Source organism: Pseudomonas wadenswilerensis (genome assembly GCF_900497695.1).
Classification (GTDB): domain Bacteria; phylum Pseudomonadota; class Gammaproteobacteria; order Pseudomonadales; family Pseudomonadaceae; genus Aquipseudomonas; species Aquipseudomonas wadenswilerensis.
Genome location: NZ_UIDD01000010.1, coordinates 168,412 through 190,484 on the forward strand (window position 1 = coordinate 168,412; position 22,073 = coordinate 190,484).

Genomic DNA, 22,073 nt, shown 5'->3' on the forward strand with positions numbered 1-22,073 from the left:
CTGCCTATAACCGTGGATGGGAACCCATACATGAACACAACCAGCAGTACCGCCTACAACTACAAGGTGGTCCGCCAATTCGCCATTATGACGGTGGTGTGGGGAATCGTCGGGATGGGGCTCGGCGTTTTTCTCGCCGCGCAACTCGTCTGGCCTTCGCTCAACTTCGACCTCCCCTGGACCAGCTTCGGCCGCCTGCGACCGCTGCACACCAACGCGGTGATCTTCGCCTTCGGTGGTTGCGCACTGTTCGCCGCTTCCTATTATTCGGTCCAGCGCACCTGCCAGACCACCCTGTTCTCGCCACGCCTGGCAGCTTTCACTTTCTGGGCCTGGCAACTGGTGATCCTGCTGGCTGCCATCAGCCTGCCGCTGGGTTATACCAGCTCCAAGGAATACGCCGAACTGGAATGGCCGATCGACATCCTGATCACCATTGTCTGGGTGGCCTACGCCGTGGTGTTCTTCGGCACGCTGATGAAGCGCACCACCAAGCACATTTATGTCGGTAACTGGTTCTTCGGTGCGTTCATCATCACCGTGGCGATCCTGCACATCGTCAACAACCTGGAAATCCCGGTCAGCCTGACCAAGTCCTACTCGCTGTACGGTGGCGCCACCGACGCCATGGTCCAGTGGTGGTACGGCCACAACGCCGTAGGCTTCTTCCTGACCGCCGGCTTCCTCGGCATGATGTACTACTTCGTGCCGAAACAGGCCGAGCGTCCGGTGTATTCCTATCGCCTGTCGATCGTGCACTTCTGGGCGCTGATCACCCTGTACATCTGGGCAGGTCCCCACCACCTGCACTACACCGCCCTGCCCGACTGGGCGCAATCGCTGGGCATGATCATGTCGCTGATCCTCCTGGCGCCAAGCTGGGGCGGCATGATCAACGGCATGATGACCCTCTCGGGCGCCTGGCATAAGCTGCGCAGCGACCCGATCCTGCGTTTCCTCGTGGTGTCCCTGGCGTTCTACGGCATGTCGACCTTCGAAGGCCCGATGATGGCGATCAAGACCGTCAACGCCCTGTCGCACTACACCGACTGGACCATCGGCCACGTCCACGCCGGCGCCCTCGGTTGGGTCGCGATGATCTCGATCGGCGCCCTGTATCACATGATCCCGAAAGTCTTCGGCCGCGAGCAGATGTACAGCCTCGGCCTGATCAACGCGCACTTCTGGCTGGCGACCATCGGCACCGTGCTCTACATCGCCTCGATGTGGGTCAACGGCATCGCCCAGGGCCTGATGTGGCGCGCAGTCAACGAAGACGGCACGCTGACCTACTCCTTCGTCGAAACCCTGGTGGCCAGCCACCCTGGCTTCATCGTGCGCTTCGTCGGCGGGGCGATCTTCCTCACCGGCATGCTGCTGATGGCGTACAACACCTGGCGCACCGTGCGTGCCCCGGTGGCCGCGACCGCCCCTGCCGCCGCGCAGCTGGCCTGAGGAGACCCTGATGAAACACGAAGTAATCGAGAAGAACGTCTTCCTGCTGGTGCTGTTGATGGTGTTTGCCGTCAGCATCGGCGGCCTGACTCAGATCGTCCCGCTGTTCTTCCAGGACGTCACCAACAAGCCGGTCGAGGGCATGAAGCCCTACACCGCGCTGCAACTGGAAGGCCGCGACGTCTACATCCGTGAAGGCTGCGTGCAGTGCCACTCGCAGATGATCCGGCCGTTCCGTGCCGAGACCGAGCGTTATGGCCACTACTCGGTAGCCGGTGAAAGCGTCTGGGACCACCCGTTCCTCTGGGGTTCCAAGCGTACCGGCCCGGACCTGGCCCGCGTTGGCGGCCGCTACTCCGATGACTGGCACCGTGCGCACCTGTACAACCCGCGCAACGTCGTGCCCGAGTCGAAGATGCCGGCCTACCCATGGCTGGTCGCCAACCCGGTCGACAGCAGCCACACCGAGACCAAGCTGCGCACCATGCGCACCCTCGGCGTGCCGTACACCGACGCCGACATCAGCGGCGCGGTGGAGTCGCTCAAGGGCAAGACCGAAATGGACGCGCTGGTCGCCTACCTGCAGGTGCTCGGCACCGCGATCAAGAACAAGAGGTAAGCGCCATGGACTTCACACTGGATATCGGCCAGCTACGAGGCCTGGGCACCCTGCTGGTGGCCATCGCCTTCATCGGCCTGTCGCTGTGGGTGTTCAACGGCCGGCGTGACCGTGAATTCGCCGAAGCCAGCCTGCTGCCATTCGCCGACGAGCGCCTGGCACCTGCCGCCAACGAACCCGAACCGAGGAGTAACGGGCAATGACCACCTTCTGGAGTACGTACATCTGCGTACTGACCATCGGTAGCCTGATCGGCCTGACCTGGCTGCTGCTGGGCACCCGCAAGGGCGAAACCAAAGGCACCACCGACCAGACCATGGGCCACAGCTTCGACGGCATCGAGGAGTACGACAACCCGCTGCCCAAGTGGTGGTTCTGGCTGTTCGTCGGCACCCTGGTGTTTTCGGTCGGCTACCTGATCCTCTATCCGGGCCTGGGCAACTGGAAAGGCATCCTGCCCGGTTATGAGGACGGCTGGACCCAGACCAACGAATGGCAAAAGGAAATGAACAAGGCCGACGCCAAGTTCGGACCGATCTTCGCCAAGTTCGCCGCCATGCCGGTGGAGGAAGTGGCCAAGGATCCCCAGGCGCTGAAAATGGGCGGCCGTCTGTTCGCCTCCAACTGCGCGGTCTGCCACGGCTCGGACGCCAAGGGTGCCTACGGCTTCCCTAACCTCACCGACAAGGACTGGCGCTGGGGCGGCGATCCGGAAACCATCAAGGCCTCGATCATGGGTGGTCGTCACGGGGTGATGCCAGCCTGGGCCGAAGTGATTGGAGAGCAAGGCGTTGCCGACGTGGCCGCGTTCGTCCTGACCAACCTCGATGGCCGCACTCTGCCGAAGGAAGCCAAGGCCGACCCTGCCAACGGCGAGAAGCTGTTCGCGACCAACTGCGTGGCCTGCCACGGCCCGCAAGGCAAGGGCACCCCGGCCATGGGCGCACCGGACCTGACCCACCCGACCGCGTTCATCTACGGTTCGAGCTTCGCCCAACTACAGCAGACCATCCGTTACGGCCGCCAGGGCCAGATGCCTGCCCAGGAAGCGATCCAGGGTAACGACAAGGTCCACCTGCTGGCCGCCTATGTCTACAGCCTGTCCCAGGAGGAACCTGCCCAAGGCGAAACCCTGTCTGCCAAGTAAAACGATTGAGTAACTGAGCCTTGACTCAAACCGCCGCATCGGCACCCGATGCGGCGGTTCCCTTCGCCCCTTGCGACCAAGTGTCGCACCCCGCCCTGCCCACGCCTTGCACCCCCCTCGATCACAACTAAGCTTGTTGCCACAGCGACTGAAACAGCCGGCGCGCTTGCACCTTTTTGGGGCATTTTTCGTCAGCGGTTCTGCGCAAAGGCTGATGGGGCCGACTCAAGCGCCGATGTGCGAGTGATCAACGGCACTGAGCAAGCGTTCGGCAGAAGCCTTTGCCTTAGACGAAAAATCAAATTTTGGTACACATATCAACTAATTAATTGTGTACAATTTGCCCGCCGAAAAGGCTCGAAACCGCTGTGGAGCAGGCGTTGGCAAGGATCGGCGCGGGCGCCATCGCGTTGCAATAACCACACGGTTTATACATACTTGCGCCGATTTTTACCCTATAAAAACACCCAAACCGTGGAACCTTAGAATGAGCACAGCAATCAGTCCGACTGCTTATAACTATAAGGTCGTCCGCCAGTTCGCCATCATGACGGTGGTCTGGGGGATCCTTGGCATGGGGCTTGGTGTCTTCATCGCCTCGCAACTGGTCTGGCCCCAGCTTAACCTGGACCTGCCGTGGACGAGCTTCGGACGCCTTCGCCCGCTGCACACCAACCTGGTGATCTTCGCCTTCGGTGGTTGTGCACTGTTTGCCACTTCCTACTATGTCGTGCAGCGAACCTGCCAGACGCGACTGATTTCCGACAGCCTCGCGGCCTTCACCTTCTGGGGTTGGCAAGCGGTGATCGTCGGCGCGCTCGTGACCTTGCCGCTGGGCTACACCACGACCAAGGAATACGCAGAGCTGGAATGGCCGATCGCCATTTTGCTGGCCATTGTCTGGGTCACCTACGGTGTGGTGTTCTTCGGCACCATCGTCAAGCGCAAGACCAAACACATCTATGTAGGTAACTGGTTCTACGGCGCCTTCATCGTGGTCACCGCAATGCTGCACATCGTCAACCACGCCTCCTTGCCGGTCAGCCTGTTCAAGTCCTACTCGGCTTATTCGGGTGCCACCGATGCGATGATCCAGTGGTGGTATGGCCACAACGCCGTGGGCTTCTTCCTGACCACCGGCTTCCTGGGCATGATGTACTACTTCGTGCCGAAACAGGCCGAGCGCCCGATCTACTCCTATCGCCTGTCGATCGTGCACTTCTGGGCACTGATCACCCTGTACATCTGGGCAGGTCCCCACCACCTGCACTACACCGCCCTGCCGGACTGGGCGCAGTCGCTGGGCATGGCCATGTCGATCATCCTTCTGGCGCCAAGCTGGGGCGGCATGATCAACGGCATGATGACCCTCTCGGGCGCCTGGCATAAGCTGCGCACCGACCCGATCCTGCGCTTCCTGGTGGTATCGCTGGCGTTCTACGGCATGTCGACCTTCGAAGGGCCGATGATGGCGATCAAGACCGTCAACTCGCTGTCGCACTACACCGACTGGACCGTTGGCCACGTACACGCCGGCGCCCTCGGCTGGGTCGCGATGATCTCGATCGGCGCCCTGTACCACATGATTCCGAAGGTCTACGGCCGCGAGCAGATGCACAGCACCGGCCTGATCAACGCACACTTCTGGCTGGCGACCATCGGTACCGTGCTGTACATCTCCTCGATGTGGGTCAACGGCATCACCCAGGGCCTGATGTGGCGTGCAATCAACGACGACGGCACCCTCACCTACTCCTTCGTCGAAGCCCTGCAAGCCAGCCACCCGGGCTTTATCGTCCGCGCCCTGGGCGGTGCGTTCTTCGCCTCCGGCATGCTGCTGATGGCTTACAACGTCTTCCGTACCGTACGCGCCTCGAAGCCGGCCGAAGCTGAAGCCGCCGCTCAGATCGCTGTAGTTGGAGCTCACTGATGAAGCATGAAGTAGTCGAGAAGAATATCGGCCTGCTGGCCTTCTTCATGGTCATCGCCGTGAGCATCGGCGGCCTGACCCAGATCGTCCCGCTGTTCTTCCAGGACGTCACCAACAAGCCGGTCGAGGGCATGAAGCCACGTACCGCGCTGGAACTCGAAGGCCGCGACATCTACATCCGCGAAGGCTGCGTGCAGTGCCACTCGCAGATGATCCGGCCGTTCCGCGCCGAAACCGAACGCTACGGCCACTATTCGGTCGCGGGCGAAAGCGTCTGGGATCACCCGTTCCTGTGGGGTTCCAAGCGTACCGGCCCGGACCTGGCCCGCGTCGGCGGTCGTTACTCCGACGACTGGCACCGTGCTCACCTGTACAACCCGCGCAACGTCGTGCCCGAGTCGAAGATGCCGGCCTACCCGTGGCTGGTAGAGAACAAGCTCGACGACAAGGACACGGTGAAGAAGATGGAAGTCCTGCGCACCCTCGGCACGCCGTACACCGATGAAGACATCGCCGGTGCCCGCGACGCGGTCAAGGGCAAGACTGAAATGGACGCCCTGGTTGCCTACCTGCAAGGCCTGGGCACCATCATCAAAAGCAAACGGTGACATTGATGGATATCGGGATGATTCGTGGCTTGGGCACCGTCGTAGTGATGGTGGCCTTTATCGGCCTGGCGTTGTGGGTGTTCAGTTCTCGGCGCAAGTCCGAGTTCGACGAAGCGACCATGCTGCCCTTCGCGGATGATCCCGAAGCCAGCAAGCACGTCGAGCAAGCGCAAGCGAAAGCGTCTAGGAGTAACAACGAATGACTACCTTCTGGAGTCTGTACGTCACCGTTTTGAGTCTGGGCACCATCTTCGCCCTGACCTGGCTGCTGCTGTCCACCCGCAAGGGCCAGCGCAGCGAAACCACCGAAGAAACCGTGGGCCACGCCTACGACGGCATCGAGGAGTACGACAACCCGCTGCCAAAATGGTGGTTCATGCTGTTCGTCGGTACCATCGTTTTTGCCCTGGGCTACCTGGTGCTGTACCCGGGCCTGGGTAACTGGAAAGGCCTGCTGCCGGGCTACCAGTACCTGGACAACGACAAGAAAACCGAGTTCGCCAACGGCCAGGCCGGCTGGACCGGCGTGCACGAGTGGGAGAAGGAAATGGCCCGCTCGGACGCCAAGTTCGGGCCGATCTTCGCCAAATTCGCCTCGATGCCCATTGAAGAAGTGGCCAAAGACCCGCAAGCGCTGAAGATGGGCGGCCGTCTGTTCGCCTCCAACTGCTCGGTGTGCCACGGCTCCGACGCCAAGGGCTCCTACGGCTTCCCCAACCTCACCGACAACGACTGGCGTTGGGGTGGCGAGCCGGAAACCATCAAGGCCACCATCATGGGCGGTCGTCACGGCGTGATGCCGGCCTGGGCCGAAGTGATCGGCGAGCAAGGCGTTGCCGACGTGGCCGCTTACGTGCTGACCAACCTCGATGGCCGCACCCTGCCCAAGGACGCCAAAGCCGATCCGGCCAACGGCCAGAAGCTGTTTGCCACCAACTGCGTGGCCTGCCACGGCCCTGAAGGCAAGGGCACCCCGGCCATGGGTGCGCCTGACCTGACCCACCCGACCGCGTTCATCTACGGGTCGAGCTTCGCCCAACTGCAGCAGACCATCCGTTACGGCCGCCAGGGCCAGATGCCTGCCCAGGAAGCGATCCAGGGCAACGACAAGGTCCACTTGCTGGCGGCCTATGTCTACAGTCTGTCGCACCAGCCTGAGAAAACCGCTGAAGCGAAGTAATTCGCCCAGCTGGCAAAAGCCCCGGCAGTAAAACTGCCGGGGCTTTTTTATAGACCCCCGCCCCTAGCCATGATCTGCGTCAATTGACACGGGCCAATACACTATTACCTGCGATTCCCCAACGCGGCCAAAGGTCGCACCCCTCCCCCCTACCGGCAACACAGGCGTATCATGCGCCCTAGAGCAGCAAGCTTCCGACTGCGGCCGGCATGTACTGGCCGCGGCACTTCACCACTGCCGTGGGACTCAATGATGAGCAAGCAGATTCCGGTACATGACGTCACCCCGCCTGCCAGTAAAGACAACAGCAGCGTCGATCTCTACGCCTCCCGAGAAAAGATCTACACCCGCGCCTTCACCGGCGTGTTCCGCAACCTGCGCATGGTCGGCGGCGCCGTCCTGTTCCTGCTGTACTTCGGCACGGTATGGCTGAACTGGGGCGGTCACCAGGCCGTCTGGTGGAACCTGCCGGAGCGCAAGTTCTACATTTTCGGCACCACCATCTGGCCCCAGGATTTCATCCTGCTCTCGGGGCTGTTGATCGTCGCCGCCTTTGGCCTGTTCTTCATCACCGTCTACGCTGGCCGCGTCTGGTGCGGCTACACCTGCCCGCAAAGCGTGTGGACCTGGATCTTCATGTGGTGCGAGAAAGTCACTGAAGGTGACCGCAACCAGCGCATGAAGCTCGACAAGGCCCCGATGAGCGGCAACAAGTTCCTGCGCAAGCTGGCCAAGCACAGCCTGTGGCTGAGCATCGGCTTTGTCACCGGCATGACCTTCGTCGGCTACTTCTCGCCGATCCGTGAGCTGGTGATTGAGTTCTTCACCGGCCAGGCCGACGGCTGGGCCTACTTCTGGGTCGGTTTCTTCACCCTGGCCACCTACGGCAATGCCGGCTGGCTGCGCGAGCAGGTGTGCGTGTACATGTGCCCGTATGCGCGCTTCCAGAGCGTGATGTTCGATAAGGACACCCTGATCGTTTCCTACGATCCGCGCCGCGGCGAAACCCGCGGCCCGCGCAAGAAAGACCTCGACTACAAGGCCAAGGGCCTGGGTGACTGCATCGACTGCACCATGTGCGTACAGGTGTGCCCGACCGGCATCGACATCCGTGACGGCCTGCAGATCGAGTGCATCGGCTGCGCCGCCTGCATCGATGCCTGCGACACCATCATGGACAAGATGAACTACCCCAAAGGCTTGATCAGCTACACCACCGAGCACAACCTGTCGGGGCAGAAAACCCACATGGTGCGTCCGCGCCTGATCGGCTATGCCGTAGTCCTGCTGGCGATGATCGGCCTGCTGGCCAGCGCCTTTGTCATGCGTTCGCTGGTCGGATTCGACGTCAGCAAGGACCGCGTGCTGTACCGTGAGAACGCCCAGGGGCGGATCGAGAACGTCTACAGCCTGAAGGTCATGAACAAGGACCAGCGCGATCACGTCTACGTGCTCGAGGCCGGTGGCCTGCCTGACCTCAAGCTTGAAGGCGCACGGGAAATCCGCGTCGCCGCCGGCGACATCGTCAGCCTGCCGGTACAACTGTCGATGGCCCCGGAACAACTGCCGTCGACCACCAACGAAGTCATCTTCACCCTCAAGGACGCTGACGACAGCGCCACCCAGGTTGAAGCCAAGAGCCGCTTCATCGGCCCGCAAATTCGATAAGAGACTGAGCCCATGCCTTCTGCAACTGCCGCTAGCCCCTGGTACAAGCACCTCTGGCCGTGGATCATCATCGGGGTGCTGGCCACCTCGGTGACCCTCAGCCTGACCATGGTGACCATTGCGGTGAACAACCCGGACAACCTGGTCAACGACAACTACTACGAGGCCGGCAAAGGCATCAACCGCTCGCTGGACCGTGAACTGCTGGCCCAGACCCTCAACCTCAAGGCCAGCGTGCACCTGGACGAGCTGACCGGCGAAGTCGACCTGCGCCTGACCGGCAACAGCCAGCCGCAGACCCTGGAACTGAACCTGATCTCGCCGACCCAGCCGGAGAAAGACCGCAAGATCGTCCTGACCCGCAGCGACAGCGAAGCCGGTCGCTACCTCGGCCAGCTCAGCGACAAGGTCGAAGGCCGGCGCTTCGTCGAGCTGCTGGGTAGCCAGGATGAGCATGTCTGGCGTCTGTTCGAGGAAGAAGAAGTCGCCCACGACAAGACCCTGGTTCTCGGTGACGAGGCGCTGCAAGGGGCTGAACACCTGGAAAAATGAGTCGCCCCTATCGCTGGCAAGCCAGCTCCCACAGGTTGCACTATCCCTGTGGGAGCTGGCTTGCCAGCGATGCGGCCACCCTAAAAATCTGCGACGACTACCATGACCAGCCCCACGCCCTGCTACCACTGCGCCCTGCCCGTGCCTGCCGGCAGCCACTTCACCGCCGTGGTGCTTGGCCAGCCACGGGCGTTCTGCTGCCCGGGCTGCCAGGCGGTGGCCGAAGCCATCGTCGCCGGCAACCTGGAAAGCTATTACCAGCACCGCAGTGAAGCCAGCGCCAACCCTGACGCCCTGCCTCAGCAACTGGTCGACGAACTGGCTCTGTACGACCGCGCCGACGTGCAAAAACCCTTTGTCCGTCACAGCGGCGAGCTGGCCGAAACCACTCTGCTGATCGAAGGCATCAGTTGTGCCGCCTGCGGCTGGCTGATCGAGAAACACCTGCGCAACCTTCCCGCCGTGGCCGAGGCGCGGCTGAACCTGTCCAATCACCGCCTGCAGGTGAGCTGGGCCGACAGCCAGTTGCCGCTCTCGAAACTGCTCGCCGAGCTGCGCCATATCGGCTACGCCGCTCACCCCTACCAGGCCGATCGCGCCGCCGAACAGTTGGCCAGCGAAAACCGCACAGCCCTGCGCCAGTTGGGCGTCGCCGGGCTGTTATGGTTCCAGGCAATGATGGCAACCATGGCCACCTGGCCGGAATTCAACATCGACCTGAGCCCTGAGCTGCACACCATCCTGCGCTGGGTGGCGATGTTCCTCACCACGCCGATCGTGTTCTACAGCTGCGCGCCGTTCTTTCGCGGCGCCGCCCGCGACCTGCGCACCCGCCACCTGACCATGGACGTTTCGGTGTCACTGGCCATCGGCCTGGCCTACGGCGCCGGGATCTGGACCGCGATCACCGGCAGCGGCGAGTTGTACTTCGACGCGGTGGGCATGTTTGCCCTGTTCCTGCTGGCCGGGCGCTATCTTGAACGCCGCGCCCGCGAACGCACTGCCGCCGCCACCGCGCAACTGGTCAACCTGCTGCCGGCCTCGTGCCTGCGCCTGGGCGCGGCCGGGCAGAGCGAGCGGATCCTGCTCAGCGAGCTGCGCCTGAAGGACTGCGTGCTGATCCAGCCCGGTCATGTGATCCCCGCCGACGGGCGTATTGTCAGCGGCCAGTCGAGCATCGACGAATCGCTGCTGACCGGCGAATACCTGCCGCAACCACGCAGTGCCGGCGACGCAGTCACCGCTGGCACCCTGAACGTCGAAAGCGCGCTGACCGTCGAGGTCCAGGCCCTGGGCCAGGACACCCGCCTCTCGGCCATCGTGCGCCTGCTGGAACGGGCACAGTCGGAAAAGCCGCGCCTGGCGGAAATCGCCGACCGTGCCTCGCAATGGTTCTTGCTGTTCACCCTGATCGCCTCCGCCGCCATCGGCCTGCTCTGGTGGCAGATCGACCCGGCGCGGGCGTTCTGGATCGTCCTGGCCATGCTGGTTGCCACCTGCCCCTGCGCCCTGTCGCTGGCCACCCCAACCGCGCTGACCGCCGCCACCGGCACCCTGCACAAGCTCGGCCTGCTGCTGACCCGCGGCCATGTACTGGAAGGCCTGAACCAGATCGACACGGTGATCTTCGACAAGACCGGCACCCTCACCGAAGGCCGCCTGACCCTGCGGGCGATTCGCCCCTTGAGCGATACCGATGCCGACCGCTGCCTGATGCTCGCCGCGGCACTCGAGAACCGCTCCGAGCACCCCATCGCCCGCGCGTTTGGCCGCGCCAGCCAGGCCGCTGAAGAGGTCCAGGCAGTGCCCGGCCTGGGCCTGGAAGGCCAAGTCGGCGGGCAGCGCCTACGCATCGGCGAAGCGGGCTTCGCCTGCGCCCTCAGTGGCACCACCGCACCGGCGATGCCGGACGAAGCCGGGCAATGGTTGCTGCTCGGTGACCAGCGAGGCCCGCTGGCCTGGTTCGTCCTCGACGACCGCCTGCGCAGCGACGCCGCCGACTTGCTGGCCGCCTGCCGTGCCCGTGGCTGGCAAACCCTGCTGTTGTCCGGCGACAGCTCGCCGATGGTCCAGAGCGTGGCCGCCGAACTGCAGATCGACCAGGCCATCGGTGGCCTGCGCCCGGACGACAAACTGGAAAAACTCAAGGCCCTGCAACAGCAAGGGCGCAAGGTGCTGATGCTGGGCGACGGGGTCAATGATGTGCCGATACTCGCGGCTGCCGATATCAGCATCGCCATGGGCTCGGCCACCGATCTCGCCAAGACCAGTGCCGACGCGGTGCTGTTGTCCAACCGCCTGGACGCCCTGGTCCAGGCCTTCAGCCTGGCCCGCCGCACCCGGCGGATCATTATCGAGAACCTGCTGTGGGCCACGGCGTATAATGGCGTCATGCTGCCGTTTGCCGCGCTGGGCTGGATCACGCCAATCTGGGCGGCGGTCGGCATGTCGGTCAGTTCGCTGATCGTGGTCCTCAATGCCCTGCGCCTGACCCGCGCCAGCGGCTTGCCGGCCAGCCATGTGCCAGCCACTGCCACGCATCCCGCGACGGCCTGACCAGGAGCCTCCATGCCCGCGCTTTACATCATGATCCCGGCCGCCCTGCTGATCGTCGCCATCGCCATCTACATCTTCTTCTGGGCGGTGGACAGCGGCCAGTACGATGACCTCGACGGCCCGGCCCACAGCATCCTGTTCGACGACCAGGACCCGCAGCACCAGGCTGCCATGGACGAGGCCGACGGCAAGAAACCCGACGACGGTACGCCGCCTCGTGACTGAACTTCTACCCCTGCTCAGCTCCGCCTTGATCCTCGGCCTGCTCGGCGGCGGCCACTGCCTGGGCATGTGCGGCGGCCTGATGGGCGCGCTGACCCTGGCCATCCCCAAGGAACAACGCAGCCGCCGCTTTCGCCTGCTGCTGGCCTACAACCTGGGGCGCATCCTCAGTTACGCCCTGGCCGGCCTGTTGCTCGGCCTGGCCGGCTGGGCGGTGGCCAACAGCCCGGTGGCGACCGCCATGCGCGTATTGGCAGCGCTGCTGCTGATCAGCATGGGCCTGTACCTGGCCGGCTGGTGGAGCGGCCTGACCCGCATCGAAGGCCTGGGTCGAGGCCTGTGGCGGCATATCCAACCCGTGGCCAACCGCCTGCTGCCGGTTTCCAGCCTGCCGCGCGCGCTGCTGCTTGGCGCCCTGTGGGGCTGGCTGCCGTGCGGGCTGGTGTACAGCACCCTGCTCTGGGCGGCGAGCCAGGGCAATGCCGCCGACAGCGCACTGCTGATGCTGGCCTTCGGCCTTGGCACCTGGCCGGTGCTGCTCGCCACCGGCCTCGCCACCGAACGCACCAGCGCCCTGCTGCGCCAGCGTGGCGTGCGCATTGCCGGCGGTGTGCTGGTGATGCTCTTCGGCCTGTGGACCCTGCCGGGCCCGCACCAACACTGGCTGATGGGCCACTGAAGCGGCGTTGATACAAATCAACACGGGTTTGCCCCGCGCTCCCTAGACTCCGGACACTGCTGCTCTTTCTGGGGACTGCCCGCATGCTCGACGTTCTTCGTTGGGACTCCGACCTGATTCGCCGCTACGACCTGGCCGGCCCACGCTACACCTCCTACCCGACCGCGGTGCAACTGCACAGCGAAGTCGGCTCCTTCGACCTGCTGCACGCCCTGCGTGACAGCCGTCGCGCCGTACGCCCACTGTCGATCTATGTGCATGTGCCGTTCTGCGCCAACATCTGCTACTACTGCGCCTGCAACAAGGTCATCACCAAGGACCGTGGCCGCGCCGCGCCCTACCTGCAGCGCCTGGAGCAGGAAATCCAGCTGATCGCCTGTCACCTGGACCCCAAGCAGACCGTCGAGCAACTGCACTTTGGCGGCGGCACCCCGACCTTTCTCAGCCACGTCGAACTGCGCCAGCTGATGGCCCACCTGCGCCAGCATTTCAACCTGCTGGACGACGACTCCGGCGACTACGGCATCGAGATCGACCCGCGCGAGGCCGACTGGTCGACCATGGGCCTGCTCCGTGAACTGGGCTTCAACCGCGTCAGCCTCGGCGTGCAGGACCTCGACCCGCTGGTGCAACGGGCGATCAACCGCCTGCAGAGCCTGGAGCAGACCCGGGCGATCATCGAAGCCGCGCGCACCCTGCAGTTTCGCTCGATCAACCTCGACCTGATCTACGGCCTGCCCAAGCAAACACCGGAAGGCTTCGCCCGCACCGTCGAAGAAGTCATCAAGCTGCAACCGGACCGCCTCTCGGTGTTCAACTACGCCCACCTGCCGGAGCGCTTCATGCCCCAGCGGCGTATCGACAGCGCCGACTTGCCGGCCCCGGCGGCAAAACTGGAAATGCTCCACAACACCATCGAGCAACTGACGGCCGCCGGCTACGTGTACATCGGCATGGACCACTTCGCCCTGCCGGACGACGAATTGGCGATTGCCCAGGAAGAGTCGACCCTGCAGCGCAATTTCCAGGGCTACACCACTCATGGCCATTGCGACCTGATCGGCCTCGGGGTCTCGGCAATCAGCCAGATCGGCGACCTCTACTGCCAGAACAGCAGCGACCTCACCACCTACCAGGACACCTTGTCCACGGCCCAGCTGGCCACCAGCCGCGGGCTGATCTGCACCGAGGATGATCGCTTGCGCCGGGCGGTGATCCAGCAGTTGATCTGCCATTTCGAACTGGATTTCGAGACCATCGAACGGGCCTTCACCATCGATTTTCGCGGCTACTTCAAGGACCAGTGGCCCGCCCTGCAGGCCATGCACAAGGACGGGCTGATCGAGCTGAGTAACGCGGGCATCAAAGTACTGCCGGCCGGGCGGCTGCTGGTGCGTTCGGTGTGCATGGTGTTCGACGCCTACCTGGACCTGCACAACCGTCAGCGCTTTTCCCGCGTGATCTGATACTGAGGTTTTTTGTCGCAGTTTTCTCTGGCTTCGCCCAATAAAACCGGGGCCAAGCAGCGCTCAGAGGCTCTACAGCGCACAGGCTGTAAGCTTACCGTCTATAGATGGCATCCTTGCGCCTGCCGACGACACAATCGTCCAAGCTGGCCGAAACACCCTGCCCTGGGTTACCCTTACGGCTTATGTGTGCATTCCCACAAGGATTGAAGAAATGTCCGAGCCAGTCAAACTGCGCCCCCACAACCAGGCCCATTGCAAGGATTGCAGCCTGGCGCCTCTGTGCCTGCCCTTGTCGCTGAACTTGGAAGACATGGATGCACTGGATGAAATCGTCAAACGCGGGCGTCCGCTGAAAAAAGGCGAGTTTCTGTTCCGCCAGGGCGACAATTTCGGCTCGGTCTATGCCGTGCGCTCCGGCGCCCTGAAAACCTTCAGCCTGAGCGACAGTGGCGAAGAACAGATCACCGGCTTCCACCTGCCCAGCGAACTGGTCGGCCTGTCGGGCATGGACACCGAGGCCTACCCGGTGTCGGCCCAGGCCCAGGAAACCACGTCGGTCTGCGAAATCCCCTTTGAACGCCTGGATGAGCTGTCGGTGCAACTGCCACAGCTGCGCCGCCAGTTGATGCGGGTGATGAGCCGCGAAATCCGCGACGATCAGCAGATGATGCTGCTACTGTCGAAAAAGACCGCCGATGAGCGCATCGCCACCTTCCTGGTCAACCTCTCGGCGCGCTTCCGTGCCCGTGGCTACTCGGCCAACCAGTTCCGCCTGAGCATGTCGCGCAACGAGATCGGCAACTACCTGGGCCTGGCAGTGGAAACTGTCTCGCGGGTGTTCACGCGCTTCCAGCAGAACGGCCTGATCCAGGCCGAAGGCAAGGAAATCCATATCCTTGACCCGATCCAGCTGTGCGCCCTGGCCGGTGGTTCGCTGGAAAGCTGACCCCTCGGATAACAGGTATACTGGCGGGCATTCGTTTTTCAGGATACCCGCCTCATGCCCAGCGCCACTTTCGACCTTAAAGCCCTCATCCGCCCGGTACCGGACTTCCCCAAGCCTGGCGTGATCTTTCGCGACATCACCCCGCTGTTCCAGTCGCCGCGGGGCTTGCGCCATGTCGCCGATGCCTTTATCGAACGCTACGTCGAAACCGAATTCAGCCATATCGGCGCCATGGATGCGCGCGGCTTTCTGATCGGCTCGATCATCGCCCACCAGTTGAACAAACCGCTGATCCTGTTTCGCAAGCAAGGCAAGCTGCCGGCCGATGTACTCGCCGAAGGCTACCAGACCGAATACGGCGAAGCCTTCCTCGAAGTGCACGCCGACAGCCTCTGCGAAGGCGACTCTGTGCTGATTTTCGATGACCTGATCGCCACCGGCGGCACCTTGCTGGCCGCCACCAAGCTGGTGCGGCGCATGGGTGCGCAGGTGTTCGAGGCAGCGGCGATCATCGATCTGCCGGAGCTGGGCGGCTCGCAGCGCCTGAATGAGGCGGGTGTACCGACCTTTTGCCTGACCGAGTTCTCGCTGAGCGAGTATTGACAGCATCGCGGGGCAAGCCCGCCCCCACAGGCTGAGGTTCTGTGGGAGCGGGCTTGCCCCGCGAATAAAGAGCCTGGATTACAGCGAGATCGGTTTGCGCCCGGCGAACGAATGCGCCAGGGTCCCGCCATCGACCAGCTCCAGCTCACCGCCCAAGGGCACGCCGTGGGCGATACGTGAAGCGACCAGGCCCTTGTCGGCCAGCAACTGGGCGATGTAATGGGCGGTCGCTTCACCTTCCACCGTCGGGTTGGTAGCCAGGATCACTTCGGTAAAGCTGCCCTGCTCTTCGATTCGCGCCATCAGTTGCGGAATGCCAATGGCTTCCGGGCCCAGGCCATCCAGCGGCGACAGATGCCCCTTGAGCACGAAGTAGCGGCCGCGATAACCGGTTTGCTCAACGGCATAGACGTCCATCGGACCTTCCACCACGCACAACAGGGTGTCGTCACGCCGCAGGTCGGAGCATTGCGGGCACAGTTCCTGCTCGGTCAGGGTCCGGCATTGGCGGCAGTGCCCGACGCCCTCCATGGCCTGGTTCAAGGCCTGGGCCAAACGAGTCCCCCCACTGCGATCACGCTCAAGTAGCTGCAAGGCCATGCGCTGGGCGGTTTTCTGGCCGACACCAGGCAAGATGCGCAATGCGTCGATCAGCTGTCGGATAAGCGGGCTGAAACTCATGGGAAAAGGCCTTGATGCAAGTGAAGGCGGTTTATACCTGCCAGACTGGCCAACGTCAAATCTTACAGACATTTAGATTAGCATCGTAAGAAGATAATATTTCTATTTCTTAAGCAGGAACATTACCTACATAACATACAGCAATTGGCACACCTTCAAACACCTGCAGAAGCACACCCCATCTAAAGACTCCCAATCGTACAGCATCCGGCTAAATCCTCCCGTTGCCACCACCCTCTTTCCTACATCCAGCTAATCAAATAAACCGCATAATTTCCCGGCGTTAAAAAACAAGTAAATATGCCTCCACAACAACTCACTTACTTATTAACGCACAACCTTTATCAATCTAGCTGGAAAACAAATGAACAAACGTACTTTGGGCTTTGCACTGTCTTTACCGCTGCTGGCCGGTATCAGCCTCCATGCCCAGGCAACTGATGGACAGATCGAATTCACCGGCAGTATCTCGGGCACCACCTGCACCATCAACGGCGGCCCTGGCGGCCAGAACTTCACCGTCCCCATGAGCCCGGCGCACACCAGCGAGTTCTCAGGGGCCGGCAGCATTGCCCAGCCTCGCACCTTCGAGATCTCCCTGACCAACTGTGCCGCCGGTAGCGGCGGACAGGTAGACATCGAGTTCCTGGGAGGCGCCCTGGTGCAAAACGGCCGCCTGAACATGGATGCCGGCCCTGCCAGCGCAACCAACGTGCAGTACCAACTGCTCAACCAACAAGGCGGACAGATCATTATCGGCGGGCCAACCGGTTCGCAGAACACCATTCCGGTTGACCTTGAAGACGGCGCGGCAACCCTGCGCTACACCAGCCAGTACTACGCCACTGCCGCAACGGTCACCCCGGGTGCCGCCAACTCCCGTGTTCAGTACCTGATCAATCTCCCGTAATGAACCGGCAGGCGCGCTCAGCGCGCCTGCTACCCCTAATCAGGTCGGATTTCGCATTCATGACTCGCTTTTTCCCCTCCCTGCTGACGGCCCTCGCGCTACTGGCGGCCAGTGTGCCCGTGCATGCCAGCGTTGTAATTACCGGTACCCGCATCATCTTTGCGGCTCAAGAGCGCGAAGCCACCGTCAACCTTGTCAACAATGGCAAAGACCCCAGCCTGGTCCAGGTCTGGGTAGACGATGGCGATACTCGTGCCGCGCCCGAGACCATCCAGGTGCCGTTTACCGTGACGCCAGTGCTGGCCCGTGTCGAACCTGCACAAGGGCAAAGTATTCGCCTGCTGCATACCGGCAGTCCAATGGCCAGTGATCGAGAGTCGCTGTTCTGGTTCAACATGCTTGAGGTTCCGCCAAAAACCAAGGACAGCAATGTCCTGCAACTGGCCTTCCGTACCCGTATCAAGCTGCTGTACCGCCCGCAGGGCCTGCCGGGCAAGGCCGAGGACGCACCGGCCCTGGTGACCTGGCACCGAGCGCCTGGACAAGACGGCAAGCCTGAAACGCTGGTTGGCCGCAACCCGTCGGCCTACTACGTCAATCTCGGTGAAATAAAAATTGAATATAACGGCAAGTCGACTTCACTGGGCACGGGCTACATTGCGCCTTATTCGCTGGGACACTTCATATCCTCGTCACCTGTCAACCCGCGCTCAACGGTCAACTTCACCAGTATCAATGACTACGGCGCCGGCAATAACCATAACCAACTATTGAGCTCTACGCCTGCCAGTACTCCATCCCCTTAGCCCACTCTCCCTCCTCGACACTCCGGGCGTTCTCGAAGTTTTCGTGCGTGCCCAAGTTTAATATTGGCACCCCTGAAAATGACTTTAATATCATTACACTTTCGCTCGCCCCGAAAAAAATCAGTCTCAACAATAAGCCGATTATCTGTTGGTCTGTCCGGTTTGTTGTCATGGCACGTTTCGGTCATGGCCGACACCGCCTTATCCGCGCAGGTTGAATTTGAACCGGCATTCCTGGGCAACGGCAGTAACCTGCCCGTGGACCTGTCGCGCTTCGAGCGGCGCAACGTCGCAAGCCCTGGAATCTACAATGTGGACGTTGTGGTCAACGACGAGTGGCACGGGCGCTTCAACCTCAGTTTCAAGGCCCGGCCTGGTAACGAAGAAGCCCTGGCCTGTTTCGACAATGCCCTGCTAGAGCGTCTCGGCCTGGATAGCAGCAAGTTTTACCCGCACGCGCAACAGCAACTTTCTGCCGCCGAGGCCTGCATACCCATCGACGGAGCACTGGACGATGCCAGCAGCCGCCTGGACTTTGCCAACCAGCGCCTGTACTTGTCGGTGCCGCAAATCGCGGTCAAACGCAGCGCCCGCGAAACGGTTGACCCGTCACAATGGGACAGCGGCATAACAGCGGGTTTTCTCGATTACAACCTCAACACCTACGGCACCCAGCATCGCAGCCAGGGCAATTTTCGCCAGACCTACCTGGGGCTCGGTGCCGGGCTCAATATCGGGCCGTGGCGCCTGCGCCATGATGGTTCGCTGAACTGGAGCGACCAAGGCCAGCAGCGCTACCAGAGCATTGCCAGCTATGCCCAGCGTGATATCACCCCCTGGCGCTCGCAACTGACACTGGGTGAAAGCTACACCTCGGGCGGGCTGTTCGATTCGTTGAGCTACACCGGCATACGCCTGGCCAGCGACGATCGCATGCTGCCCGCCTCGCTGCGCGGCTATGCACCAGTGGTGCGCGGTATCGCCAGCAGTAACGCACGAGTGCTGATCCGACAACGCGGTGTAACCCTGCACGAAACCACCGTCGCACCGGGCGCATTCGAAATCGATGACTTGTATGCAACCGGCTACGGCGGCGACCTGGAGGTCACAGTGACCGAGGCGGACGGCCGCGAACATAGTTTCTCCGTGCCTTACGCCGCCGTTCCGTTGTCCTTGCGCGCCGGTGCCAGCCGCTACAGTGCAACGCTGGGCACCTTGCGCAACCAGCAACTGAACAGCGACCCGGTGTTCGTCGAAGGCACCTGGCAATATGGCCTGAACAACCTGGTCAGCACCTACAGCGGTATGACCCTGGCATCCGGGTATGGCTCAGCCTTGCTCGGTGGTAGCCTGAACACTGAGCTGGGAGCGTTCGGCGCCGACCTTACCCAGGCCCGTACCCACCTGCCCGGGCTAGGCAGTCAGCAAGGCCAGAGCCTGCGCCTGAGCTACGCAAAGACCCTGAGCGAAACCGACACGCAGATCGCCCTGGCCACCTATCGCTACTCCACCCGCGGCTTCTATGGCCTGGAGGACGCCCAGCTCAGCCGCCAGTTCCTGCGCGATGCCGGCGATCAGCGCTACCAGCGCCATCGCAGCCGCACCACCCTGTCACTAGCCCAACCGTTGGCACTAAATTACGGCCAACTGCACCTGAGCACCTCGGCGTCGAGCTACTGGGACCATGCCGGCAGTGATCTGAGCTACTCGATCGGCTATAGCAATCACTACAAGACCCTGGGCTACACCCTCAGCAGTACTCGGGAACGTGACCGCTTCGGGCGCGCCGGCAACACCCTCTATCTGAGCCTGTCCCTACCACTGGGCAGCGAGCGTGTGCGCAGCCTCAGCAGCAGTATTTCCAGGGACAGCAACGGCAACAGCCGGGCCCAGGCCACCCTTACGGGCGCCACCAGTGACGATCAGCACCTGAGCTACGGCATCACCGCCAGCCAGGACCGCCATCATGGCCAGAACAACCATACACTCAGCAGCAACCTACTCTACCGCGGCTCGGCCGCCGAGCTCAGCGGTTCACTCAGCCAGGGACGGCACACTTCGCAAGCCTCGCTTGGCCTGCGCGGCGCCATCGTCGCCCATGCTGACGGTTTAACCTTGTCGCAACCCTTGAGTGAAACCTTCGGCCTGATTCACGCCAAAGACGCCGATGGCGCACGAGTCACCTCCGGCACCGCGCTGAAAGTCGACAGCGGTGGCTATGCCGTAGTACCAAACCTTACGCCTTACCGGCGCAACACGGTTGCCATCGACCCCAAGGGGCTGTCGACCGACGTCGAGTTGCAATCGAGCAGCCAGCAGACCGTGCCGCGGGCCGGCGCCATTCCACTGCTGGTATTCCAGACCCGCTCCGGGCGTTCGGCCGTTATCCACGCCCGCCAGGTCGATGGCCAGCCATTGCCGTTTGGCGCAGCGGTGGTGGATACCGACGGCAATGAATTGGGTGCCGTCGGACAAGGCAGCCAACTGTTCGCCCGCGGCCTTCAGGATGAAGGTGAAATCATCGTGCGCTGGGACAACGGCTCGACAGGCAATTGCCGGATTACCTATGCCCTGCCCGCCGCCGCGAAAAAAACTGCGGGCGCCGCGCCGCAAAACATTCAGTCCGTTTGCCTTGCAACGCCAGCCCACCCTTGAACCGTCGAGACCTGCCCATGCTTTGTTCTTTACCCGCGCGCATCGCCGGCGCGACAGGATTGCTGCTGCTGGCCCATAGCGGCATCAGTACCGCCAGTTGTGTACATATCGGCTCCAGCCCTTCCCAAGCCTACATCACCATAAACTCGCAGCTGACGGTGTCTGCAATAGATCCGGTAGGCAAGGTGATTTATGACAGCGGCACCCGGTACGCGACACGCATGGCCTACCGCTGCTCTGCCGCCCATGGGCAGCGAGCCGGTTTTACCGCGGTCTTCACCCACATCGGCGAAGGCATTCATCAAACCAATCTGGAGGGTATCGGTATCAAGATCACGGGCTCCGAAGCCGGCGCCAGTCGTTTTTATAGCTGGCCGGTCCCCACTATCACGCATCCGGCCGGCACTACCGACGTCACCCCTTGGTACAGACTGCAGTTGATCAAGACCGGACCGGTGAACAGCGGGGTCCTGTTTTTCCCGCAGACAATCATTAGCCAAACCTTTGAGCCGCATACCCCGGCCAACACCGCCAGGCTGACGATGGTGCAAACCAGAGTCGAGGTTGTCTCAGCCGAGCCTACCTGCGACATCGACGCCAGCTCGAAAAACATTCCGGTGAACCTTGGAAACCACCCGCAATCGTTCTTCACAGGCGTGAACAAGACGACTCCGGAAAGGTCATTCAACATTCGCCTTAATTGCATGGGTGGATCTACGGGTGGCTCGCGAAATATCAGCTACACCATTACCGATGCCCATTTTCCGGGCAATCAGACCCTTGCAGTAAACCTGGCACCCGGGGCCGGTGCTCATGGTGTTGGTATTCGACTGCTGGACAGGAACGACACAGCCATACGCCTGGGCGCCGCACGCATGGCCGGTACGGTTGATCATGGAACAACCCGTTATGACATTCCGCTGAAGGCGCAATACATCCAGCAGGTTCCAGCTTCCCAGATTCGCCCAGGAGCGGCCCTTGGGCGCGCGCTGTTCACCATGGATTATCACTGATGTGCCTGGCGCTGGCACAACTGATCAGCAATGCCGGCAGTCGCTTCGAATTCGCCAGCCAGCACCTGCACCCCTCCGCGCCCCGGGCGTCAATGAAGCGAACCATGCGCGACGCTGCGCAATCATTCAGGCCGACGGCGACATTCAACGCCTGGATGCCACCTGCGATATGCCATCAGCTGATCAGACGTCGGGGGCCTGACTTTTCGCCCACATCCATTGCGCGTTGAAGCATGCAGCACGCGCCAATTCCTGCAGAGACACGCCATGACTTCACCGCACGTCCATCCCTTTCCCACAAATTACCTGGTCATGCTGGGCTGTCTGCTTGCCAGCTTGCCCAGCTGGGCAACAGAACCACCGTACAACTCGCT

Annotated in this window: 21 protein-coding genes; 20 read left to right on the top strand and 1 reads right to left on the bottom strand. The window is 62.2% G+C overall.

Annotated features, from left to right (window positions below; genetic code table 11):
- Positions 1 to 30: 30 nt before the first annotated feature.
- From ccoN (CCOS864_RS19610) to CCOS864_RS19685, 16 genes are all read left to right on the top strand, one after another.
- The gene (ccoN, locus tag CCOS864_RS19610; protein WP_038996264.1) at positions 31 to 1,455 is read left to right on the top strand and encodes a cytochrome-c oxidase, cbb3-type subunit I; all 1,425 of its coding nucleotides are present in this window, start codon (positions 31 to 33) and stop codon (positions 1,453 to 1,455) included.
- 10 nt (positions 1,456 to 1,465) lie between these two features.
- Complete coding sequence (ccoO, locus tag CCOS864_RS19615; RefSeq protein WP_115087972.1) at positions 1,466 to 2,074, top strand: cytochrome-c oxidase, cbb3-type subunit II; 609 nt, start codon at positions 1,466 to 1,468, stop codon at positions 2,072 to 2,074.
- 5 nt (positions 2,075 to 2,079) lie between these two features.
- Positions 2,080 to 2,277, top strand: a complete 198-nt coding sequence (locus tag CCOS864_RS19620) for a cbb3-type cytochrome oxidase subunit 3 (protein WP_115087973.1) — start codon at positions 2,080 to 2,082, stop codon at positions 2,275 to 2,277.
- Entirely contained in the window at positions 2,274 to 3,221 is a 948-nt protein-coding gene (gene ccoP, locus CCOS864_RS19625; protein WP_115087974.1) for a cytochrome-c oxidase, cbb3-type subunit III, read from the top strand. Before CCOS864_RS19620 ends, ccoP (CCOS864_RS19625) begins: the two co-directional genes overlap by 4 nt.
- A 487-nt stretch (positions 3,222 to 3,708) precedes the next feature.
- Positions 3,709 to 5,151, top strand: a complete 1,443-nt coding sequence (ccoN, locus tag CCOS864_RS19630; RefSeq protein ID WP_115087975.1) for a cytochrome-c oxidase, cbb3-type subunit I — start codon at positions 3,709 to 3,711, stop codon at positions 5,149 to 5,151.
- Positions 5,151 to 5,759, top strand: a complete 609-nt coding sequence (gene ccoO, locus CCOS864_RS19635; RefSeq protein ID WP_115087976.1) for a cytochrome-c oxidase, cbb3-type subunit II — start codon at positions 5,151 to 5,153, stop codon at positions 5,757 to 5,759. The genes ccoN (CCOS864_RS19630) and ccoO (CCOS864_RS19635) overlap by 1 nt, the downstream gene beginning before the upstream one ends.
- Before the next feature lie 5 nt (positions 5,760 to 5,764).
- Positions 5,765 to 5,962 carry a CcoQ/FixQ family Cbb3-type cytochrome c oxidase assembly chaperone gene (locus tag CCOS864_RS19640; RefSeq protein ID WP_010225992.1) on the top strand — a complete coding sequence of 66 codons (198 nt, stop codon included), beginning with the start codon at positions 5,765 to 5,767 and terminating at the stop codon, positions 5,960 to 5,962.
- Positions 5,959 to 6,939: a cytochrome-c oxidase, cbb3-type subunit III gene (gene ccoP, locus CCOS864_RS19645; RefSeq protein WP_115087977.1), complete on the top strand. Its 981-nt coding sequence runs from the start codon at positions 5,959 to 5,961 to the stop codon at positions 6,937 to 6,939. The genes CCOS864_RS19640 and ccoP (CCOS864_RS19645) overlap by 4 nt, the downstream gene beginning before the upstream one ends.
- 252 nt (positions 6,940 to 7,191) lie before the next feature.
- Entirely contained in the window at positions 7,192 to 8,607 is a 1,416-nt protein-coding gene (ccoG, locus tag CCOS864_RS19650) for a cytochrome c oxidase accessory protein CcoG (RefSeq protein WP_115087978.1), read from the top strand.
- A gap of 12 nt (positions 8,608 to 8,619) precedes the next feature.
- On the top strand, positions 8,620 to 9,159 hold the full coding sequence (locus CCOS864_RS19655) for a FixH family protein (protein ID WP_115087979.1): 540 nt from the start codon (positions 8,620 to 8,622) through the stop codon (positions 9,157 to 9,159).
- A 102-nt stretch (positions 9,160 to 9,261) separates the two neighbouring features.
- The gene (locus CCOS864_RS19660) at positions 9,262 to 11,715 is read left to right on the top strand and encodes a heavy metal translocating P-type ATPase (protein ID WP_115087980.1); all 2,454 of its coding nucleotides are present in this window, start codon (positions 9,262 to 9,264) and stop codon (positions 11,713 to 11,715) included.
- Positions 11,716 to 11,727: 12 nt separating this feature from the next.
- Complete coding sequence (gene ccoS, locus CCOS864_RS19665) at positions 11,728 to 11,940, top strand: cbb3-type cytochrome oxidase assembly protein CcoS (protein ID WP_010225999.1); 213 nt, start codon at positions 11,728 to 11,730, stop codon at positions 11,938 to 11,940.
- On the top strand, positions 11,933 to 12,616 hold the full coding sequence (locus CCOS864_RS19670; RefSeq protein ID WP_115087981.1) for a sulfite exporter TauE/SafE family protein: 684 nt from the start codon (positions 11,933 to 11,935) through the stop codon (positions 12,614 to 12,616). The genes ccoS and CCOS864_RS19670 overlap by 8 nt, the downstream gene beginning before the upstream one ends.
- An 83-nt stretch (positions 12,617 to 12,699) precedes the next feature.
- On the top strand, positions 12,700 to 14,082 hold the full coding sequence (gene hemN / locus CCOS864_RS19675) for an oxygen-independent coproporphyrinogen III oxidase (protein WP_115087982.1): 1,383 nt from the start codon (positions 12,700 to 12,702) through the stop codon (positions 14,080 to 14,082).
- 214 nt (positions 14,083 to 14,296) lie between these two features.
- Positions 14,297 to 15,031, top strand: coding sequence for a Crp/Fnr family transcriptional regulator FnrA (gene fnrA / locus CCOS864_RS19680; protein ID WP_010226003.1), 735 nt, complete (start codon positions 14,297 to 14,299; stop codon positions 15,029 to 15,031).
- Positions 15,032 to 15,085: 54 nt separating this feature from the next.
- Positions 15,086 to 15,634, top strand: a complete 549-nt coding sequence (locus CCOS864_RS19685; protein WP_115087983.1) for an adenine phosphoribosyltransferase — start codon at positions 15,086 to 15,088, stop codon at positions 15,632 to 15,634.
- Positions 15,635 to 15,712: 78 nt separating this feature from the next.
- Here the strand turns inward: CCOS864_RS19685 and recR are convergent, their stop codons facing one another.
- Positions 15,713 to 16,315 (bottom strand): recombination mediator RecR, encoded by a 603-nt coding sequence (gene recR, locus CCOS864_RS19690; RefSeq protein ID WP_115087984.1) that lies wholly within the window; start codon positions 16,313 to 16,315, stop codon positions 15,713 to 15,715.
- A gap of 364 nt (positions 16,316 to 16,679) precedes the next feature.
- Between recR and CCOS864_RS19695 the strand changes: the two genes are divergently transcribed.
- The 4 genes from CCOS864_RS19695 (at position 16,680) to CCOS864_RS19710 (ending at position 21,699) form a co-directional block, all read left to right on the top strand.
- A complete protein-coding gene (locus CCOS864_RS19695) occupies positions 16,680 to 17,225 on the top strand; it encodes a fimbrial protein (RefSeq protein ID WP_115087985.1) in 546 nt (181 codons plus the stop codon).
- Positions 17,226 to 17,284: 59 nt separating this feature from the next.
- On the top strand, positions 17,285 to 18,031 hold the full coding sequence (locus CCOS864_RS19700; protein WP_115087986.1) for a fimbria/pilus periplasmic chaperone: 747 nt from the start codon (positions 17,285 to 17,287) through the stop codon (positions 18,029 to 18,031).
- A 186-nt stretch (positions 18,032 to 18,217) separates the two neighbouring features.
- A complete protein-coding gene (locus CCOS864_RS19705) occupies positions 18,218 to 20,686 on the top strand; it encodes a fimbria/pilus outer membrane usher protein (RefSeq protein WP_115087987.1) in 2,469 nt (822 codons plus the stop codon).
- Positions 20,687 to 20,703: 17 nt separating this feature from the next.
- On the top strand, positions 20,704 to 21,699 hold the full coding sequence (locus tag CCOS864_RS19710) for a fimbrial protein (RefSeq protein WP_115087988.1): 996 nt from the start codon (positions 20,704 to 20,706) through the stop codon (positions 21,697 to 21,699).
- Positions 21,700 to 22,073 lie beyond the last annotated feature (374 nt).